This window comes from Microcella sp. (genome assembly GCF_019739195.1).
Lineage (GTDB): Bacteria > Actinomycetota > Actinomycetes > Actinomycetales > Microbacteriaceae > Microcella.
In genome coordinates this window covers 875,892-893,771 of record NZ_JAHHDS010000003.1, presented here as the reverse complement: position 1 = coordinate 893,771, position 17,880 = coordinate 875,892, and the positions used below count along the sequence as shown (strand labels likewise).

General features: G+C 68.3%; 18 protein-coding genes. 14 read left to right on the top strand and 4 right to left on the bottom strand.

Going from position 1 to position 17,880, the window contains the following annotated elements; genetic code table 11:
* Positions 1–69 precede the first annotated feature (69 nt).
* Genes KL788_RS06075 through KL788_RS14100 form a run of 3 tightly spaced genes read right to left on the bottom strand, consistent with a single transcriptional unit; the run spans position 70 to position 2,045 of the window.
* Positions 70–582 carry a hypothetical protein gene (locus KL788_RS06075; protein ID WP_293169453.1) on the bottom strand — a complete coding sequence of 171 codons (513 nt, stop codon included), beginning with the start codon at positions 580–582 and terminating at the stop codon, positions 70–72.
* A gap of 46 nt (positions 583–628) precedes the next feature.
* Positions 629–1,786, bottom strand: a complete 1,158-nt coding sequence (locus KL788_RS06070) for a TolB family protein (protein WP_293169451.1) — start codon at positions 1,784–1,786, stop codon at positions 629–631.
* Complete coding sequence (locus tag KL788_RS14100) at positions 1,767–2,045, bottom strand: DUF3418 domain-containing protein (protein ID WP_367120424.1); 279 nt, start codon at positions 2,043–2,045, stop codon at positions 1,767–1,769. Before KL788_RS14100 ends, KL788_RS06070 begins: the two co-directional genes overlap by 20 nt.
* Here KL788_RS14100 and KL788_RS06065 point away from each other — a divergent pair.
* Together KL788_RS06065 and KL788_RS06060 are read left to right on the top strand one after the other, a co-directional pair.
* Positions 2,044–2,340 (top strand): type II toxin-antitoxin system Phd/YefM family antitoxin, encoded by a 297-nt coding sequence (locus KL788_RS06065; protein ID WP_293169449.1) that lies wholly within the window; start codon positions 2,044–2,046, stop codon positions 2,338–2,340. The two genes, KL788_RS14100 and KL788_RS06065, sit on opposite strands and share 2 nt — an antisense overlap.
* Complete coding sequence (locus tag KL788_RS06060) at positions 2,341–2,727, top strand: type II toxin-antitoxin system VapC family toxin (protein WP_293169447.1); 387 nt, start codon at positions 2,341–2,343, stop codon at positions 2,725–2,727.
* Positions 2,728–2,733: 6 nt separating this feature from the next.
* Here KL788_RS06060 and hrpA read toward each other — a convergent pair whose 3' ends face one another.
* Entirely contained in the window at positions 2,734–6,666 is a 3,933-nt protein-coding gene (gene hrpA / locus KL788_RS06055; protein WP_293169445.1) for an ATP-dependent RNA helicase HrpA, read from the bottom strand.
* A 213-nt stretch (positions 6,667–6,879) separates the two neighbouring features.
* Between hrpA and KL788_RS06050 the strand changes: the two genes are divergently transcribed.
* The 12 genes from KL788_RS06050 (at position 6,880) to KL788_RS05995 (ending at position 17,872) form a co-directional block, all read left to right on the top strand.
* The gene (locus tag KL788_RS06050) at positions 6,880–7,566 is read left to right on the top strand and encodes a hypothetical protein (protein ID WP_293169443.1); all 687 of its coding nucleotides are present in this window, start codon (positions 6,880–6,882) and stop codon (positions 7,564–7,566) included.
* The gene (locus KL788_RS06045; RefSeq protein ID WP_293173210.1) at positions 7,566–7,862 is read left to right on the top strand and encodes a transcriptional regulator; all 297 of its coding nucleotides are present in this window, start codon (positions 7,566–7,568) and stop codon (positions 7,860–7,862) included. Before KL788_RS06050 ends, KL788_RS06045 begins: the two co-directional genes overlap by 1 nt.
* A complete protein-coding gene (locus tag KL788_RS06040) occupies positions 7,859–8,764 on the top strand; it encodes an ABC transporter ATP-binding protein (protein ID WP_293169441.1) in 906 nt (301 codons plus the stop codon). The genes KL788_RS06045 and KL788_RS06040 overlap by 4 nt, the downstream gene beginning before the upstream one ends.
* The gene (locus tag KL788_RS06035; RefSeq protein ID WP_293169439.1) at positions 8,761–9,582 is read left to right on the top strand and encodes an ABC transporter permease; all 822 of its coding nucleotides are present in this window, start codon (positions 8,761–8,763) and stop codon (positions 9,580–9,582) included. The genes KL788_RS06040 and KL788_RS06035 overlap by 4 nt, the downstream gene beginning before the upstream one ends.
* Before the next feature lie 107 nt (positions 9,583–9,689).
* Positions 9,690–10,130: an ArsR/SmtB family transcription factor gene (locus KL788_RS06030; RefSeq protein ID WP_293169438.1), complete on the top strand. Its 441-nt coding sequence runs from the start codon at positions 9,690–9,692 to the stop codon at positions 10,128–10,130.
* A complete protein-coding gene (locus KL788_RS06025) occupies positions 10,127–10,795 on the top strand; it encodes a GntR family transcriptional regulator (protein ID WP_293169437.1) in 669 nt (222 codons plus the stop codon). The genes KL788_RS06030 and KL788_RS06025 overlap by 4 nt, the downstream gene beginning before the upstream one ends.
* Entirely contained in the window at positions 10,792–12,303 is a 1,512-nt protein-coding gene (locus KL788_RS06020) for an MmgE/PrpD family protein (RefSeq protein WP_293169435.1), read from the top strand. The genes KL788_RS06025 and KL788_RS06020 overlap by 4 nt, the downstream gene beginning before the upstream one ends.
* Positions 12,303–13,199, top strand: coding sequence for a methylisocitrate lyase (prpB, locus tag KL788_RS06015; protein ID WP_293169434.1), 897 nt, complete (start codon positions 12,303–12,305; stop codon positions 13,197–13,199). The genes KL788_RS06020 and prpB overlap by 1 nt, the downstream gene beginning before the upstream one ends.
* 46 nt (positions 13,200–13,245) lie before the next feature.
* Positions 13,246–14,376: a bifunctional 2-methylcitrate synthase/citrate synthase gene (locus tag KL788_RS06010; protein ID WP_293169432.1), complete on the top strand. Its 1,131-nt coding sequence runs from the start codon at positions 13,246–13,248 to the stop codon at positions 14,374–14,376.
* Positions 14,377–14,641: 265 nt separating this feature from the next.
* Complete coding sequence (locus tag KL788_RS06005; protein WP_293169430.1) at positions 14,642–15,484, top strand: aldo/keto reductase; 843 nt, start codon at positions 14,642–14,644, stop codon at positions 15,482–15,484.
* 4 nt (positions 15,485–15,488) lie between these two features.
* On the top strand, positions 15,489–16,913 hold the full coding sequence (locus KL788_RS06000; protein ID WP_293169428.1) for a class I adenylate-forming enzyme family protein: 1,425 nt from the start codon (positions 15,489–15,491) through the stop codon (positions 16,911–16,913).
* Positions 16,910–17,872 carry an LPXTG cell wall anchor domain-containing protein gene (locus tag KL788_RS05995; protein ID WP_293169426.1) on the top strand — a complete coding sequence of 321 codons (963 nt, stop codon included), beginning with the start codon at positions 16,910–16,912 and terminating at the stop codon, positions 17,870–17,872. The genes KL788_RS06000 and KL788_RS05995 overlap by 4 nt, the downstream gene beginning before the upstream one ends.
* Positions 17,873–17,880 lie beyond the last annotated feature (8 nt).

Sequence of the window (17,880 nt, the reverse complement as noted above, 5' to 3'; positions counted from 1 at the left end):
GACTCGACGACTAGATGCGACCCTCCTGAGCCAACCTGAGGCCGCGCAGGAGGGTCGCGGGGTGGACCGCTAGTTGGCGCCTGGGATGGTCGGTGCTGGGGCGTCGGGCCGGAGCGACCGCAGCCAGGCGACGTGAGACATCGCGGCGAGAACCGCGGGCAACCCGACGGCGACGAGAGCCAGAATCGTTGCTGCCCACGCGCCTTCGGCGGCCCCGTGGATGAAGCCGTCGACCACGTTGAGCGTCGCCATGATGAGCGCCGTCACGAAGGCGATGCCCGCCACGAAGCGGCCACGAGCGATGAGCGTCAGGGCGGTCGGAACGACGAGCAACGCGAAGAAGATCACGAATTGCCAGGTCGAGGCACTCGAGACGTCGGTCAAAGCGACGAGGTTCTCCAGGTGGCCGTGTCCGTGCTCGTCAGCGACATGGTCGTGGTCATGATCGTGATCGTGGCCTCCTGACGCACCTGCGGCGAGCATCCCGAGGTACACGTAGGTGTGGAAGACGATGAACAGGGTGGCGCCGAGCGCCGTGAGGGCGTGAAGCAGGGCGGTGCGAAGCTGCAGGGGTGAATTCATGGAGCGACCTCTTTCTGGAGGGGTGGGAAATGGCGCGAACGGATGCTCACGCCGAGGTGCGTCGACGCGCGAGCGTGCCGCGCGCGACGACAAGGCCGACGCCGACCAGGCCCGCGCCGACGACGAGGGTGGGCAGCAGAGCGAGGGGGCCGGTGGCGGCGAGTTCGGGTTCAGCGGTTGAGTTGTCCGCAGCGGGCAACCACGTGCGAGCTGTCCACACGGGGGTGCGACCCTCGCCGATCGTGACGATCTCGCCCGTGGAGCGTTCGAGCACGCGAATCAGGTAACGGTCGTCTTCACCGTCGGGGTCGGCGCCTTCGACGTAGGTCTGTAACACGATGCTCGATCCGTCCGGCGAGAACGACGGGGAGCTGTCTTCGTCGCCCGTGGTGACAGGAGCGGAGTTCCAGGTCGCTGGGTCGGTGCCGCTCGCCGTGCCGATGAACAGGCGACCTCCCGAACTGTAGACGAACTCGGTGCCGTCGGTGCTCCACCTCGGGCCGTCGATGCTGTCGCTCGCGTCGAGCCCGTCGCCGGGCGGCACAGCGGTGATGGTGCTCGTGGTGAGGTCGAGTGCGTAGAGGGTCTGCGGAAACGGACCGCTTGGCGACGGCACGTCGCGGTTCGACTGAAAAAGCAGCCAGCGACCGTCGGGTGAGGGCGCGGGGGCCGCGTTCCAGATGACCGTGACGACGTCGGAAGTCAACGGGGTCTCGGTGCCAGAGCTGAGATCGAGCTCGACGAGGTTGTAGGGCTGAGCAAAGAACACGCCGCGTTGAAAGTAGAGGCTCGTACCGTCGGCCGAGAGCGCTGCGCGTTGGTCTTCGCTCGTGGAGGTCGTGAGTCTGGTCGCGTCTGCCGTCTGAGGGTCGAGCCGGTAGATCTGGGGCAGCGTCGCGTGCGGGGCGCGGCGTGAGTTGAACACGAGGCTGCTGCCGTCTGAGTTCCAACTGGGCGCGCGGTCGGGGCCGGGGTTGTCGGTGAGCACACGGGTACGTAGCCCGTCGGCGCTCATGATCGCGATCTCGTCGTCGCCGTCGATCTCAGCGACGTAAGCGATGGTGCCGACAGTGCTCGGGGCAGCGGTGGCCGGCGCTAGCGGAGAGGTGACCAGAAGGATCGCGGCGAGGCCCAGCGCGCTTGCGGAGGCGACGGTTCGACGGCGGACGAGAGTGGGGGAGGGATCACGGAAGGGAAAGGGCATGACGCCACCCTAGCTGGTAATGATAACCGTTCTCAACAAGGGAGAACGAGGTCGTGGGTTGTTTGCGGATGCGCTGCACCGAAATGGGGCCTCGCGCGCCGAGCGGCTGCCCGAACAGCGAGAGGCGCAGCGCGTCGAGCATCCAGCCGGCGCGGCGGATGCGTGGCACGACTCCCGACCCGGGGCACTCCCGCGTCTTCGCGTGATCTGGTCGACCTCGACGGCCTCGTCCACAGCCATGTGCTACTGTGTAGCACATGGATCGGATCGGGGTGCGCGAGCTGCGGCAAAACGCGAGCAAGTACCTTGATCGCGTGAAGCGCGGCGAGTCCATTGAGGTGACCGAGCGGGGGGTTCCGATCGCCGTCATCGGGCCCGTGCCGACGGTGAAGAAGTCGCGCGTGCATGAACTGATCGACGAAGGGCGCATGAGGCCGGGGCGCGGCGACTTCGCCGCGTGGCTCGCTGCGAACCCTCCCTCCCCGATCGACCGGGAATACACCGGGGCGTCGATCGCGGAAGTTCTCGATGAGCAGCGCGGAGAGCGGTTCTAGGTGCTCTACATTGATACCTCTGCGGCGGTCAAGCTACTGCTCGTTGAGAACGAGTCGTACGCACTTCGGGCCTATATCGGTGACCAGGAATGGGCCTCGAGCGCGCTATTGAGAACTGAGTTGGTTCGGGCTCTTGTTCGTGTCGACCCCTCCGTTGTGCCACGCGCGCTCGACTTGCTCGTGCAGCCTTACCTTCTGGCCATCGAGGCGCGGGTACTCGACACCGCGGCGCGGCTCGCGCCGCCATCCTTACGCAGCCTCGACGCGATTCACCTCGCGAGCGCACTGGAGCTTCGCGACGAGATCACTGCGTTCGTTGCGTACGACGATCGACTGCTCGCGGCCGCATCGGCGCTCGGGATGCCCGTCGCATCGCCGGCGCACTAGACCGGCTCAGCCCGCGAGCTGCTTGCGGATGCGCTGCACCGAGATCGGACCCTGCGCGCCGAGCGGCTGGGCGAAGAGCGAGAGGCGCAGCTCTTCGAGCATCCAGCGGGCGTCACGGATGCGCGGCTCGGGGTCTGCGCTCGCCTGAGGGCTCAGTGGCAGCGTGCCGCCGGCCTTCGTGTAGAGCTCGACGGCCTGCTGCACCTCGAGCATCCAGGCGCGGTCGCGGCCGAGGTTGTCGGCCAGGCGCTGGACGCGGTAGGTGATGCCGCGCAGGTAGATGACCAGCCGGGGGAGGCGGGTGAGGCCCGTGCGTCCGATGAAGCCGTCGAAGACGAGAGCGTTGAGCTGCTCGCGCGCCTCGGCAAGAGGCGCCATCAACTGCAGACTGCTGCTGCGCGAGATGAGCACGTCGACCTCGCGCGCCGCCGCTAGAACGGCCGCCGACGTCGCCACGATGCCGAACAGGCGGTCGGGCAGGCCGGCGTTGACGCGGTCGCGCAGTGACTCGAACTGCTCGCGAGACCAGGGGAGGGCATCCCGAGCATCGAGCGCACCGGCCGCAAGTTCTTCGTCGATCACTGCACGCAGCGCGTCGTCGATGAGCGCGGCAGTCGACCGGTAGGGCGAGGCGCCGAGGCTGAGCTTCTCGGCACTCGTGAGGTGCTCTTGGATGTAGGCGAGCGGCGAGGGCACGCCGAGCTGCACGAGGCGGCGCACGCCGGCGCGATGCGCGGCGACCTGGTCGGCGATCGAGGTCTGCAGCTTGAGGGCGACCGACGAGCCTTCGTCGGTGAGGGCCGGAAACGCCCGAACGGTCGTCTCGCCGCGGCGCATCTCGAGTTGGCGGGGCAGTGTGCCGCCTTGGCCGACAGTGTCGTCCCACACCGTGATGCCGCCGCGCTCGATCGGGCTCTTCGCCGCGGCAGTTGCGACACGCGCGACCGAGTCGCGCCCGCGCTCGCGCAGCTTCTGCTGCAGGGCAGTGAGGTCGGTGCCGCGCGCGAGTCGCCCGCCGCGATCGTCGACGACGGCGTAGCCCATGCGCAAGTGGGCGGGCAGTCGGTCGAGGTCGAAGTCGTCGGGCTCGACGGGCGTGAAGGTCTGGCGGCGAATCTCGGTGGCGAGAAACTCCGTGACCGAGAGCTCTCGCAGATCGGCTTCGGGCGGCACCGCAGCGAGCAACTTTGTCGCCCAGTCGGCGGCGGGCACGACGTTGCGGCGAATCGGCTTCGGCAGTGTCTTGAGCAGAGCCGTCACGAGCTCGTGTCGCAAGCCAGGAACGAGCCAGTCGAACCCCGCCGTGTCGAGCCGGGGAAGCAGCGGCAGCGGCACGGTGACGGTGACGCCGTCGTCGGCGGCACCGGGCTCGAAGCGATAGCCGACACTGAGCGTCTGATCGCCGAGCGTGAGCCGCGTCGGGTACGAACCGTCGTCGGCCGGCAGTTGCTCGGCCTCGACGAGGTCGTCGCGGGTGATCGTGAGCGTTTCGGGATGCTCTTTGAGGGCATCCCGCCACCAGCGCTCGAAGCAGCGTACGTCGGTGACGTCGGCGGGAATGCGTGCCTCGAAGAACTCGACGATCTTCTCGTCGTCGAGCAGGATGTCGCGGCGGCGACTGCGCTCTTCGAGCTGCTCGAGCTCGCGGCGCACGCGGGCGTTGTCGCGGATGAACGCCGTCAGGCGCTTGTCGAGCCTGGTTGTGTCCCACTCGCCCTCGACGAGCGCGTGGCGGATGAACAGCTCGCGCGCGAGGGGTGCATCCATGCGGCTCAGCTGCACCCGTCGGCGCGGGATGATCGGCACCCCGAACAGCGTCACCTTCTCGTCAACGACCGCGGCGCCCTGACGTTTCTCCCACCGGGGCTCGCTGAACTGCCGCTTCGCGAGGTCGCCCGCGAGCGGCTCGGCCCACGCCGGGTCGATCACGGCGACCGTGCGCGCGAACAGCCGGCTGGTCTCGACGAGCTCGGCGGCCATGACGGCGTCGGGCTGCTTCTTCGCGACGCCCGACCCGGGGTAGAGCACGAAGCGGCGCTGGCGGGCGCCTAGGTAGTCGCGCTTCGCGGTGTCTTTCAGGCCGATGTGGCTGAGGAGGCCGCTCAGGATTGCCTTGTGGATGAGCGTCGCGTCGGCTGGGTTCTCACCATCGGCGGGATGCTTGCCGACGCCCTTGGTCTGTCTCCTGATCTGCCGCTCAACATCGGCCCACTCTCGAATGCGCAGGTAGTTGAGAAACTCGCTGCGCACCTCTTTGCGAAACTGGTTGCCGCTGAGTTCCCTCTGCCGGCGCTGCAGGTGGTTCCAGAGGTTCAGCAGCGTGATGAAGTCGCTCGTCGGGTCGCGGAACCGGTTGTGCAGCTGGTCGGCGCGCTCCCGCTTCTCGACGGGTCGTTCGCGCGGGTCTTGGATGCTCAGCCCCGCGACGATCGCAATGACCTCCCGCGCGACCCCGAGCTTCTGGGCCTCGACGACCATGCGCGCGTAGCGCGGGTCGAGCGGCAGCTGCGCGATCTCGCGGCCGATGCGCGTGATGCGGTGAGCGCCGTCGCGCTGTTCAACCGCAGACAGTTCAAGTAGCAGATCGAGCCCATCGGCAATGCCGCGCTTGTCGGGCGGCTGCAGAAACGGAAACTTCTCGATGTCGCCGAGCCCCAGCGAGATCATCTGCAGAATGACGGCCGCAAGGTTGGTGCGCAGAATCTCGGGGTCGGTGTACTCGGGCCGCTTCGTGTAGTCAAGCTCGCTGTAGAGCCTGATCGCGATGCCGTCGCTCGTGCGGCCCGACCGCCCCGACCGCTGGTTGGCGCTCGCCTGCGAGATCGGCTCGATCGGCAGCCGCTGCACCTTCGCGCGTGCGCTGTAGCGACTGATGCGCGCGGTCCCCGTATCCACGACATACCGAATACCCGGCACGGTGAGGCTCGTCTCGGCGACGTTGGTTGCCAGAACAATGCGTCGACGGATGCCCGCGGGCGCCCGCTCGAACACCCGGTGCTGCTCGGCTGCGCTCAGCCGGCCGTACAGCGGAAGCACCTCGGTGCCCGCGCCGCGCGGCCCCTGGCGCGCGAGGTGCCCGGTGAGGGCATCCGCGGCGTCGCGGATCTCGTTCTCGCCACTGAAGAACACCAGCACGTCGCCGTCGCCTTCGCGGCCGAGCTCGTCGACCGCGGCGATGACGCCCTCGATCATGTCGATGGCCTCGCCGGGGGTGCTCGGCCCGTCGGCCTCGTCATCGTCCGGGTCGCCGGGGTAATCGGTGCTGCGGTTGTCGGTGTCCGCGCCGTCGGGCACGAGGGGGCGGTACCGCACCTCGACCGGGAACGTGCGCCCGCTCACCTCGATGATTGGCGCGGGGCTTCCGTCGGCCGCGGCGAAGTGCTTCGCGAAGCTCTCGGGGTCGATCGTCGCGGAGGTGATGATGAGCTTGAGCTCGGGGCGGCGGGGGAGGAGTTGCTTGAGGTATCCGAGCAGGAAGTCGATGGTGAGGCTGCGCTCGTGCGCTTCGTCGATGATGATGGCGTCGTAGTTTTTGAGCTCGCGGTCGCCGCGGAGAGCGGCGAGCAGAATGCCGTCGGTCATGAGCGTGACGCGCGTGTTCTTGCTCACCTGGTCGGTGAAGCGCACCTTGTAGCCGACGAGCCCTCCGAGCTCACTGCCGAGTTCTTCGGCGACGCGCTCGGCGATCGTGCGCGCGGCGATGCGGCGGGGTTGCGTGTGGGCGATGCTCTCTCGGCCCAACTCGAGCAGGATCTTCGGCAGCTGCGTCGTCTTGCCCGACCCGGTCTCGCCCGCGACGATGACGACCTGGTTGTCGCGGATCGCGGCGGCGATATCGTCGCGCCGTTGCGACACCGGCAGGTCTGGCGGGTAGTGGATGCGCAGCGTCGCCGAGGTCGCCGACGCGTCAGCGGGCGGGGTATCAGCGGCGGCAGTCATGAGCCCTTCAGTCTACGGCGCGGATACTGGGCCGCCGCGGGCTGCTGGCCACGGACTGCGGACTGCGGGTGGCGATTGCTGTTGAGGGTGTGTGCCTGCTGCGGCATGTGCCGCGAGAGGCACACACCCTCAGCAGACGTGGTCGCCCCGACCCCCAACTGTTACAGCGCAAACTCACTTGACACGCAGACTACTTTGCGTTACAAAGTAGTCATGACCGACCACACCGACCGCACCAAATCCGCCGATCACCTCGGGCCGACCGACCACGACCTCGACGACACCCCGCCGAGCGCCGACGAGGCCCTCGCTCTCATCCGCGAGCAGCAGAGCGCGCTCGAGCGCGACCAGCTCAGCGGCATTCCGTGGATCCTCGGTGTGTGGGGCGTGGCCTGGACGGTCGGCTTCCTCGCCCTGTGGTCGGGCTACGAGGGCGGCAACCCCTGGTTCCGACTGCCGTTGGGCCTCGCCGCGGCGATCTTCGGCGTGCTGCTCATCGGCTCGATCATCATCTCGGCGGTCATCGGCATGCGACTCAACCGGGGCGTGCGCGGCCCCTCGAACTTCTCGGGAGCCGTCTACGGCATCGCGTGGCCCGTCGTCTCGCTCGGGGCCTACCTCATCGGCGTCGCGCTCGCCGTCAACGGAATGGACTCCACACTGCAGAGCCTGTACTTTCCGGCCATCTACGCTCTCGTCGCCGGTGCGATGTACCTCATGGGCGCAGCGCTGTGGCGGTCGATCGACCAGCTCGTGCTCGGTGCGGTCATCATCGTCGCCGGCACGGTCGCCCCGTTCTTCGGAGCCCCGACCAACAACCTCGTGATGGCGGTGCTCGGCGGGGGCTCGTTCCTCATCGCCGCAGCCGTCATGAACCTCGGGTTGAAGCGGGGTCGATGATGACCGAACTCGACCCGGTCATCCACGCCGCAGCGAGACTCCGCATCTCGGCGACGCTCGCGAGCCTCGACGAGGGCGACCGCATCACCTTCCCCCGGCTGCAAGAACTGCTCGACATGACGGCCGGCAACCTGTCGACGCATCTGCGCAAGCTCGAAGACGCCGAGTACGTGGTCGTCGAGAAGACCCACCAGGGCCGCACGCCCACCACGTTCGTCAGCCTCACCCGGCGCGGCCGCCGCGCCTTCGAGGACTACACCGACACCCTTCGACACCTTCTAGGAGAGAAGCCATGACCGCGACTGCGAGCACGACTTTCGCACACCTGGACCACGCGACGCGCCGCTTCGGCGACACCGTCGCCCTCGACGATGTGACCCTCACGATCGGCGGCGGCGAGCTTGTCGGCCTGCTCGGCCCGAATGGCGCTGGCAAGTCGACGATGTTGAGCCTGCTGCAGGGTCGCCGCCGCCCGACGTCGGGAACCGTCGAGCTCTTCGGCGGCAGCCCCACCGACCCGCGCAGTCGGGCCCGCCTCGGCAGCACTCCGCAAGAGACGGCGCTGCCCGACACCTTGCGCGTCTCAGAGGTCGTCGACCTGGTGGCAGCGCACTTTCCTGAGCGTGTGCCGACGGATGCTCTCGCCGACGAATTCGGATTCGCCGACCTGCTCCGCCGCCAGTGCGGAGCCCTCTCGGGCGGCCAGAAGCGCCGCATCGCCGTTGCTCTCGCCTTCGTTGGGCGCCCGCGCCTCGTGCTGCTCGACGAGCCCACGACCGGCCTCGACGTCGACGCGCGGCACGCGCTCTGGCAGGGCATCCGTCGCCACCACGCTGCCGGCACGACGATTGTCGTCACAAGCCACTACCTGGAGGAGATCGAGGCCCTCGCCGAGCGCGTCATCGTCATCGACAACGGCGTCGTGCTCGCCGACGATTCGCTCGCCGCCGTGCGCGACCGCGTCGACTCGGCCGTCATCGAGTTCGCGACCGACGCGGCCGATACCGTGCGCGCCCTGCCCGGCGTCGTGCGCGACGAGTTCACCGGCGACCGGATGCGTCTCACCGTCGACGACCCAGATGCGTTCGTTCGCCACCTCGTGCGAGCCGAGGTGCCCTTCTCGGGCCTGACGGTGCGCGGGGCATCCCTTGAAGAAGCCTTTCTCGCCCTCACGCTGTCAGATCGGAGCGCCTCATGAACGCCACCATTCCTGCCCCCGCCCCGTCGAGCGTCGTCGCCGCCGAGGCGCCCCCACTCGCGACCGTGCCCGTGCTGCCGCTCTACGCGATGCACGTGCGCATGCTCGTCATCGAGACGCTGCGCGTTCCGATCGCGGTCATCGGCTCGATGGCGTTCCCCGCCCTGAGCCTGTTGTTCTTCGTCGTGCCAAACCGCGCGGTCGCCGACGACCCGGTCTTCGCGACGCAGGCCGTCGTGTCGCTCTCGGTGTTCGCCGTCATGGTGAGCGCCCTGTTCAACCTCGGGCTCACGGTCGCCGAGAATCGCGAGAAGCCCTGGGACCCGTATTTGCGCAGCCTGCCGCTGCCCGCCGCGGTGCGTATCTCGGCGCAGCTGACGGCGACCGCAATGCTGAGCTTCTTGTCGCTCGTGCCGGTGCTCATCGTCGGCGCGCTCGCGACCGAGGCGACCGTCTCGGTGCTGGGCCTCATCGCGGGCCTTGCCGTGCTCGCTCTCACGAGCATCCCGTTTCTGCTGCTGGGCGCGGCGATCGGCTACGCGTTCTCGTCGAAGGCGGCGATCGCGGTGATTCAGGTCGGCATGTTCGGCTTCGCGTTCGGCGGCGGGCTGTTCTTCCCGCCGCAGTTCTTCCCCGAGTGGCTCGAGCTGCTCTCGCGGTTCTTCCCGTCGCGGCACGCGCGCGAGCTGACCCTTGCGGCCGTAGAGGGAACGACCCCTGAACTGTGGATGCTCGCCGGCGCCCTCGCTTGGACCCTCGTCACCGCGGCGCTCGCCCTCTGGCTCTATCGGCGCGACGAGGGGCGCCGCTACCGCTGAGCGCTCCTCCGCACCAAGCTCCCTCCTCAGCCAGTCGCCCGGCACCGGTATCCCCGCTCAGGCAGTGTGCCTCTCGCGGCACATGCCGCGGCAGGCACACTGCGTCAATGGAAACTCTCTTCCTTCTGGCTCATCCGTTGCGGTGGCGACTCATCGAAGTGCTAGCGAGCGGCGAGCACACCTCTGGGCAGCTTGCCGATGCGGTTCAGTTCGAGCGCGGCGTCGGTCGTGAGGCCATCTCGAAGCACCTCACCCGCCTGGCGAGAGCGGGGCTCGTGACCACTCGCGTCGACATGAATCACCGCATCTACCGACTCAGCCCCCGCGTGATCGGCGCTCTCGCCGCACTCGTCGAGCACCTGCAGTTGCTCCGCGAACCAGCGAAGTACGACGACCTCGACGCCGACGGCGAGGGTGCTGACATCGGGATGGAGCGGCCGCCCACCTGGGAGGAGGAGGGCGAGGAAGGGTGCTGGTGTATACGCAAATCGCGTGAATCCGGTGCGGTCTGGCCAAAGCACTACTCAATGTATACATTAGAGGTATGAGCAATGCGGCCGACCGTGCTTTCGATGCCCTCAGGGCGTCGATCATCGAGGGCGAGCTGCCGCCGGGCGCTCCGCTGACGGAGGTCGAGCAGGCGAGCAGGCTCGGGGTCAGCCGCACTCCGGTGCGCGAAGCCTTCGCGCGGCTCATCGCCGCTGGCCTGGCGACCGAGCGCGGCCCGAGAACGCTGCTCGTGAGTCACATCGAGCCCGACGATGCGAGGGCACTGTTCGAGTTGCGCACCGCCCTCGACGAGCAGGCCGCGCGCCTCGCCGCCCGCCATGCGAGCGCCGACCACGAGGCGAGCGCACGATTCGCCGAACTCGCTGAGCAGTTCGCGCAGGTCGATACCGCAGAGCTCGCGGCGGACGACCCGCAGCGCCACGGCTACTACGCCCTCGTCGCCGAGTTCGACGCCGCACTCGACGCGAGCCTGAGCAGCAGCCCCTACCTCGCCGCCGCGATCGCCAGCACGCGTGTGCACCTCTCGCGCGTGCGCCGCCTCGCCCGTGACGACGACGAGCGACTCGCCAGAAGCGCCGCCGAGCACGGCGCCATCGCGCGCGCCATCGCCGACGGCGACCCCGAACGCGCGGCTGCCGCTACTCGGCTGCACCTGTACGAAGCCCTCACGAGCATCCGTCGACACCTCCAGGAGAAACCATGACGACCACCCACACCGTGCGCACCTACAAGAGCAGCGAGCCGCTCGCGGCGAGCGACCAGCTCGCGGGCAAGCTTGCCGAGCTCGCCGCCGAGCAAGACCGCCCGCTCGACGACGACGCCGTCGACATGGTCATCAACCGCGTCATCGACAACGCCGCCGTCGCCGTCGCGAGCCTCGACCGGGCTCCCGTCATCAGCGCGCGCGGGCAGGCCGAAGCGCACCCCTACAGCCCCGGCGCGACCGTCTTCGGCACGCCCGCCGACACCCGATACAGCCCCGAGTGGGCCGCCTGGGCCAACGGGGTCGCGGTGCGCGAGCTCGACTACCACGACACCTTCCTCGCCGCCGACTACTCGCACCCCGGCGATAACATTCCGCCGATTCTCGCCGTCGCGCAGCACACCGGCGCCGACGGGGCTGCCCTCCTGCGCGGCCTGCTCACCGGCTACGAGATTCAGATCGACCTCGTGCGCGCCATCTGCCTGCACGAGCACAAGATCGATCACGTCGCCCACCTCGGCCCGAGCGCCGCCGCCGGAATCGGAACGTTGCTCGGCCTCGACCAGGCCACGATCTTCCAGGCCATCGGCCAGGCGCTGCACACCACGACCGCCACGCGGCAGTCGCGCAAGGGCGAGATCTCGACCTGGAAGGCGCATGCTCCCGCCTTTGCCGGCAAGATGGCCGTCGAAGCCGTTGACCGGGCGATGCGCGGTCAGACCAGCCCGAGCCCCATCTACGAGGGGGAGGATGGCTTCATCGCGTGGCTTCTCAGCGGCCCGGATGCTCGCTACGAGGTTCCGCTGCCCGACAGCGGCCAGCCGCTCACGGGAATCCTCGACAGCTACACGAAAGAGCACTCCGCCGAGTATCAGGCGCAGGCGTGGATCGACCTCGCGCGCCGCCTCGGCACCGAGCGCCCCGAGCTGCGCGACCCCGCGAACATCAAGCAGATCGTCTTGCACACGAGCCACCACACGCACTACGTCATCGGCTCGGGTGCGAACGATCCGCAAAAGTACGACCCCACCGCGAGCCGCGAGACGCTCGATCACTCGATTCCGTACATCGTCGCCGTCGCGCTGCAAGACGGAGCCTGGCACCACGTCGACTCGTACGCGCCCGAGCGCGCGGCTCGCCCCGACACCGTCGCGCTGTGGCAGAAGATCACCACGACCGAAGATAAAGAGTGGACGCGCCGCTACCACTCGCTCGACCTGAGCGAGAAGGCCTTCGGTGGCCGCATCGAGATCGAGCTCACCAACGGCGAAAAGGTCGTTGACGAGATCGCCGTCGCCGACGCGCATCCGCTCGGCGCGCGGCCCTTCGCCCGCGCCGACTACGTCGCGAAGTTCCGGATGCTCGCCGAGGGCATCCTGAACCCCGACGAGATCGACCGGTTCCTCGGCGTGGCCCAGCGCCTGCCCGAGCTGAGCCCCGCCGAGCTCGGCGGCCTCACCGTGACGGCCGCCCGGCCACTGACTCCCGCCCAGAAGGGACTCTTCTGATGCTCTCCACCACGACCACCCCGAGCCAGCGCCGTCAGGCCTTTCGCGCCGGGCTCGCGAGCGGGCGCCTGCAGGTGCTGCCGGGCGCGTTCACGCCGCTCAGCATCCGTCTGATCGAAGACAAGGGATTCGACGGCGCCTACATCTCGGGAGCCGTCATGGCCGCCGAGCTGGGCCTGCCCGACATCGGGCTGACGACGCTCAGCGAGGTCGCCCATCGAGCGCACCAGATCAGCCGCATGAGCAACCTGCCCACGCTCGTCGATGCCGACACCGGATTCGGCGAACCCATGAACGTCGCCCGCACGGTGCACGAGCTCGAAGACGCGGGCGTCGCAGGCCTGCACCTCGAAGATCAGGTGAACCCCAAGCGCTGCGGGCACCTCGATGGCAAGGCCGTCGTCGATCTCGACACGGCGATCAAGCGAATTCGTGCCGCCGTCGATGCTCGTCGCGATGCCGACCTCGTCATCATGGCGCGCACCGACATCAGGGGTGTGGAGGGCATGGATGCCGCGATCGATCGCGCGAAGGCGCTGCAAGACGCCGGCGCCGATGCGATCTTCCCCGAAGCGATGGCGAGCCTCGACGAGTTCGCGGCGATGCGGGCGGCCGTGAGCGTGCCGATCTTGGCGAACATGACCGAGTTCGGCAAGAGCGAGCTTTTCACGCACCAGCAGCTCGCCGACGTGGGTGTGAACCTGGTCATTCACCCGGTCTCGCTGCTGCGCATCGCCTTCGGCGCGATCGAGCGTGCGCTCGACACGCTGCAATCGACCGGAACCCTCGACGGCGAGGTCGCCACCATGCAGACTCGAGGCAGGCTCTACGAGTTGCTCGACTACGAGGCGTACAACGCCTTCGACTCGAGCATCTATACCTGCAACGGCCGCTAAACGCGGCCTGGCCCTACACCGGCCGCTAGACCCCAGGAGGGCAATCATGACCGAGACCGAGATTCGCAAGGGCCTGGCCGGCGTCGTCGTCGACGAGACGGCCGTGTCGAAGGTGAACCCCGAGACCAACTCGCTGCTCTACCGCGGCTACCCCGTGCAGCAACTCGCCGAGCGCTGCACCGCCGAAGAGGTCGCCTTCCTGCTGTGGAACGGTGAGCTGCCGACCCCTCAGCAGCTCGCCGAGTTCGAGACGCTCGAGCGTTCGATGCGCCACCTCGACCCGACGGTGAAACACGCGATCGACGCACTGCCGCTCACCGCGCACCCGATGGATGTCGTGCGCACGGCCGTGAGCGTGCTCGGCGCCCTCGACCACACCCTCACGACCGATGCCACGTGGATCGATGCCGATCTCACGCTCGAGCGCAGCATCCGCATGTGGGCGCAGCTGCCCGCGATCGTCGCCTACGCGCAGCGCCGCCTGCGCGACCAAGAGCTCGTCGAGCCGCGCGACGACCTCGGCTACTCGGCCAACTTCTTGCACATGACGTTTGGCGAGGTGCCCGAGCTGACCGTCGTGAACGCCTTCGACGTGTCGATGATCCTCTACGCCGAGCACTCGTTCAACGCCTCGACGTTCACGGCGCGCGTCATCACCTCGACACTCAGCGACGTCTACTCGGCCGTGACGGGCGCGATCGGCGCCCTCAAGGGCCCCCTGCACGGCGGGGCGAACGAAGCGGTCATGCACGTCTTCCGCGAGATTGGCACGGCCGAGAACGCCGCCAGTTGGCTCGCCAACTCGCTCGCCGCGAAGCGCAAGATCATGGGCTTCGGCCACCGGGTATACAAGAATGGCGACTCGCGCGTGCCGACGATGAAGGCCGCGCTCGAGACTCTGGTCGCGCACTACGAGCGGCCCGAGGTGCTCGACCTCTACGACGCGCTCGAGAAAGAGATGGACGAAGCGAAGGGCATCAAGCCGAACCTCGACTACCCTTCGGGGCCCGCCTATGACCTCATGGGTTTCGACACCGAGCTCTTCACCCCCCTGTTCATCGCCGCGCGCGTCACGGGCTGGACAGCCCATGTGCGCGAGCAGCTCGCCGCCAACGCCCTCATCCGCCCGCTGAGCCTCTACGTGGGGCCCGACGAGCGGGCGGTATCGCAGAACTGACGGTTTGCGAACAGAGGCCGCGAGCCTGAGCACCGCCCTGCCGTAGCGTGGGTTCCATGCTGCTGATGACGACCACCATCGCTGAGATTGGCGCACCAGAAACCTCCTGGTGGGGGCTGCCTCTCGCGCTCGCGGTTGTCGCTCTCGGTGCCTGGACGGCGGGAGTGGGCCGTCCAGCGCGCCGGAGCGCAACGCACCGCTGAGGCCGATCGAGCGTCGGAGCGGCTGGGTCGCACCGCACAGGCGGGTGGTCGAAGATAGACGTATGACTGACGCGATCCCGACCCCGCACATCACGCTCAACGACGGCCGCCGCATCCCGCAGTTCGGGCTCGGCGTCTGGCAGATCGACGACGCCGAGGCCGAGCGCGTGGTCAGCGACGCGCTCGAGGTTGGCTACCGCCACATCGACACCGCGCGCGTCTACAAGAACGAGGCCGGCGTCGGCAAGGCGATCGCCTCATCCGGAATTCCGCGCGACGAGCTCTTCATCACCACGAAGCTCTGGAACAGCGACCAGGGTCGCGACACCGTGCGCGACGCCGCCGAGAAGAGCCTTGAACGCCTCGGGCTCGAGCAGGTCGACCTCTATCTGATCCACTGGCCGGCGCCGAAGTACGGCAAGCACGTCGAGTCGTGGCAGGCCATGATCGAGGTGCGCGAGGCCGGGCTCGCCCGGTCGATCGGGGTCTCGAACTTCATGCAGACCCACCTCGACGACCTCGCGGCCGCGACCGAGGTCGTGCCCGTGGTGAACCAGGTCGAGCTGCACCCGGCCTTCCAGCAGCGCGACCTGCGGGCGTTCCATGCGGCGCGCGGCATTCTGACCGAGTCGTGGAGCCCGCTCGGCAGCGCGCAGTACGACCTCGCCGAGTTGCCGGGTTTCGCCGCGATCGCCGAGCGCCACGGCAAGACTGTGCAGCAGATCGCGATCCGCTGGCACCTGCAGGAGGGCCTCATCGTCTTTCCGAAGACGGTGCGCCGCGAACGGATGCTCGAGAACGCAGCGGTCTTCGACTTCGAGCTTTCGGCCGACGACATGGCGACGATCGCGGCCGCCGATCGCGACCAGCGGGTCGGCGCCCACCCGCTCAACACCGAGTTCTAGGCCCATGTCGACGGCGCTTATCGACGAGGTGCTCGCCTGGAGCGATTGTCGCCCCGAGGCGCCCGCGATCGTGTCGAGGCGCATGAACATGACCTTTGGCGAGCTCGGTTCGGCCGTGCGTCGCACCGCCTCGCGGTTGCGGCAACTCGGCGTGAAGCCCGGCGATGTGGTCGGCCTGCACGCCGTGCCAGAGTGGGAGGCCGTGCTCACGCTCGCCGTGCTGCACGAGGGCGCCGCCTCGCTCCACGCGAGTGCGCCGGTGAGCGCGGCGTACGGCGATCGCATCGCCCTGCACCTCGGGCGAGCGCCGGGGTCGATCGGAGCGACGGGGCGCACGATCGACGTCGACCAGCAGTTCATCGCGTCGCTCGGCGCGGTGAATCCGCTCATCGATCCGCGGCCCATCGCCGAAGGCGGAGTCGTGCGGGTCGTCTTCTCGAGCGGCACGACCGGCACGCCCAAGGGCATCGCCTTCGCCGAGGCCACCTTGCGAGCGCGAACGGATTCGGCGCGTTCGAACTGGATGCCCGATGATCCGTTCTTCTGCCTCCTCGGCATCGACACGGTCTCGGGTTTTCAGACCTTCGCGTGGAGCGTGCTGCACGGCGAGCCGTGGATCGTGCCGGGAGACGGGCGGGCGAACGCCGAGCTTCTGAGCCTGACGGCCGCACGCTCGATCAAGACGTCGCCGGCACGACTGGCCGAACTGCTCGACGCCCTGGAGTCGACGGGCGCCACGTTGCCCGCGTTGCAGTCGGTTCAGGTCGCGGGTTCGCTGCTGAGCGCCATCCTGATCCACCGTTGCGAGGCGGTGACGGGCGTGCGGCCGGTGTACCTCTACGGATCAACCGAGGCAGGCACGATCACCTTCGGGGCAGCCGATCCAGAAGATCCGGCGAGGCTCGGCACGGTGGTCGACGGGGCTGAACTTCGCGTGCTCGATGACGACGGCGTGCCCGTCGATGAGCCGGGGGTGACTGGCATCATCGAGTACCGCACGGCGGCAATGGCCGAAACCTACTGGTCCCGCGTCGTTGAGCCGTCGCCGTTCCGCGATGGCTGGTTTCGCCCCGGCGACCGCGGCACACTCGATGAGCATGGCTTTCTCGAGCTCGCCGGTCGTACCGACGACCTCGTCAACGCGGGCGGCTCGAAGGTCAATCTGGCCGACCTTGATCGCCGGCTTGCCGAAGTCGACATCGTGCGCGATGCGGCTACGTTCGCCTACGAGCTGCCTGGCGGGTTGACGGCGATCGGGGTCGTGTATGCCTCCGACAGCGCCGTCACTGCAGACCTGTTCGCTCAGCGAATACGAGAGACACTTCCCGGCGTCGAAATTCGTTCACTCTTTCGCGTCGACACGATTCCGCGTAATCCGCGCGGTAAGGTCTCGAGACAGCAACTCGCCGCTCTTTTGGGGGAATCGTGACCGCACCGCGTAAGGCCGCCTCGATCGCAGGCATCGGAACCATCGGTTTCGCACTTGTCGGGTCAGCCGTGCCCGCCTTCGCCGCACCGGTCGCAGGCTGTGGCGAGGCGCCTGTCGGCGGTGACCTCACTCGTATCGGCGACGTCTGCGAGCTCGACTTCTCCGCCGCGGGAAACTACTCGTGGACTGTGCCCTCCGGTCTCACCGGACTCTTCGCCGTGGTGGCCGGCGCCGGCGGCGGTGCACTGGCTGACGGCGTGAATGAGGGGTACGCCGGGGCTGGTGGCAACGTCGAGTATGTCGACTTGTCGTCACAGCCCGCAGGATCAACGGCAGCGGTGGTCGTCGGCGCAGGGGGAGTGAGCGCAGAGACTGCACCCGCGAGCGGTGGCGACTCGTCTGTCGACCTCGGTGGTCTGACGGTCGCTGACGGTGGCGACGCTGGTGCCTTCTTTGCGCAGTACTGCATCGCCGCCGGCAACTTCTCGACCTACGTCGGAAACGGCAGTGGTGCTGGTGGCCCCGCGGGCGCAAACGGCGACGACTGCGCCACGACTACGGCTCCAGGTGTCGCTCCGGCGACCGATGTCGACTCTGATGGCGATGCAGCGATGCCGCTCTTCGCGAGCTTTGCTGACGAGTTGGGTGCCGGGGGACGAGCCATCGCGTCGCCTCTCTCGCTCGACTCACAACCCGACCTCAACGGAACTGGACGGGGCGCCGATGTGCTGTACGTGGCCCCGAGCACGGTCCCATCGTTCAACTCGGCAGGTGGTGACGGTCGTGTTGTCTTCCGCTACCCGGCGGCCGCCGGTGCCGAGGTCGACAACGACGAGAACGAGCTCGCCGACACCGGCGCAGACACTTCGGGCATCGTGACGCTCGGCGGACTTTTGGCCGCCGCGGGTGCTGCGGCACTCATGTTGAGCCGTCGACGCGCGGCGCTGCAGCGAGACTGAGGCCCTCT

What these genes read in the sequence shown, in the direction of transcription:
- KL788_RS06010 (WP_293169432.1), top strand. Translation starts at nt 13,246, where the DNA reads ATGACCGAGACCGAGATTCGCAAGGGCCTGGCCGGCGTCGTCGTCGAC.
- KL788_RS06035 (WP_293169439.1), top strand. Translation starts at nt 8,761, where the DNA reads ATGAACGCCACCATTCCTGCCCCCGCCCCGTCGAGCGTCGTCGCCGCC.
- KL788_RS14100 (WP_367120424.1), bottom strand. Translation starts at nt 2,045, where the DNA reads ATGTGCTACACAGTAGCACATGGCTGTGGACGAGGCCGTCGAGGTCGA.
- prpB (WP_293169434.1), top strand. Translation starts at nt 12,303, where the DNA reads ATGCTCTCCACCACGACCACCCCGAGCCAGCGCCGTCAGGCCTTTCGC.
- KL788_RS06050 (WP_293169443.1), top strand. Translation starts at nt 6,880, where the DNA reads ATGACCGACCACACCGACCGCACCAAATCCGCCGATCACCTCGGGCCG.
- KL788_RS06020 (WP_293169435.1), top strand. Translation starts at nt 10,792, where the DNA reads ATGACGACCACCCACACCGTGCGCACCTACAAGAGCAGCGAGCCGCTC.
- KL788_RS06040 (WP_293169441.1), top strand. Translation starts at nt 7,859, where the DNA reads ATGACCGCGACTGCGAGCACGACTTTCGCACACCTGGACCACGCGACG.
- KL788_RS06065 (WP_293169449.1), top strand. Translation starts at nt 2,044, where the DNA reads ATGGATCGGATCGGGGTGCGCGAGCTGCGGCAAAACGCGAGCAAGTAC.
- hrpA (WP_293169445.1), bottom strand. Translation starts at nt 6,666, where the DNA reads ATGACTGCCGCCGCTGATACCCCGCCCGCTGACGCGTCGGCGACCTCG.
- KL788_RS06045 (WP_293173210.1), top strand. Translation starts at nt 7,566, where the DNA reads ATGACCGAACTCGACCCGGTCATCCACGCCGCAGCGAGACTCCGCATC.
- KL788_RS06075 (WP_293169453.1), bottom strand. Translation starts at nt 582, where the DNA reads ATGAATTCACCCCTGCAGCTTCGCACCGCCCTGCTTCACGCCCTCACG.
- KL788_RS06000 (WP_293169428.1), top strand. Translation starts at nt 15,489, where the DNA reads ATGTCGACGGCGCTTATCGACGAGGTGCTCGCCTGGAGCGATTGTCGC.
- KL788_RS06070 (WP_293169451.1), bottom strand. Translation starts at nt 1,786, where the DNA reads ATGCCCTTTCCCTTCCGTGATCCCTCCCCCACTCTCGTCCGCCGTCGA.
- KL788_RS06030 (WP_293169438.1), top strand. Translation starts at nt 9,690, where the DNA reads ATGGAAACTCTCTTCCTTCTGGCTCATCCGTTGCGGTGGCGACTCATC.
- KL788_RS06005 (WP_293169430.1), top strand. Translation starts at nt 14,642, where the DNA reads ATGACTGACGCGATCCCGACCCCGCACATCACGCTCAACGACGGCCGC.
- KL788_RS06025 (WP_293169437.1), top strand. Translation starts at nt 10,127, where the DNA reads ATGAGCAATGCGGCCGACCGTGCTTTCGATGCCCTCAGGGCGTCGATC.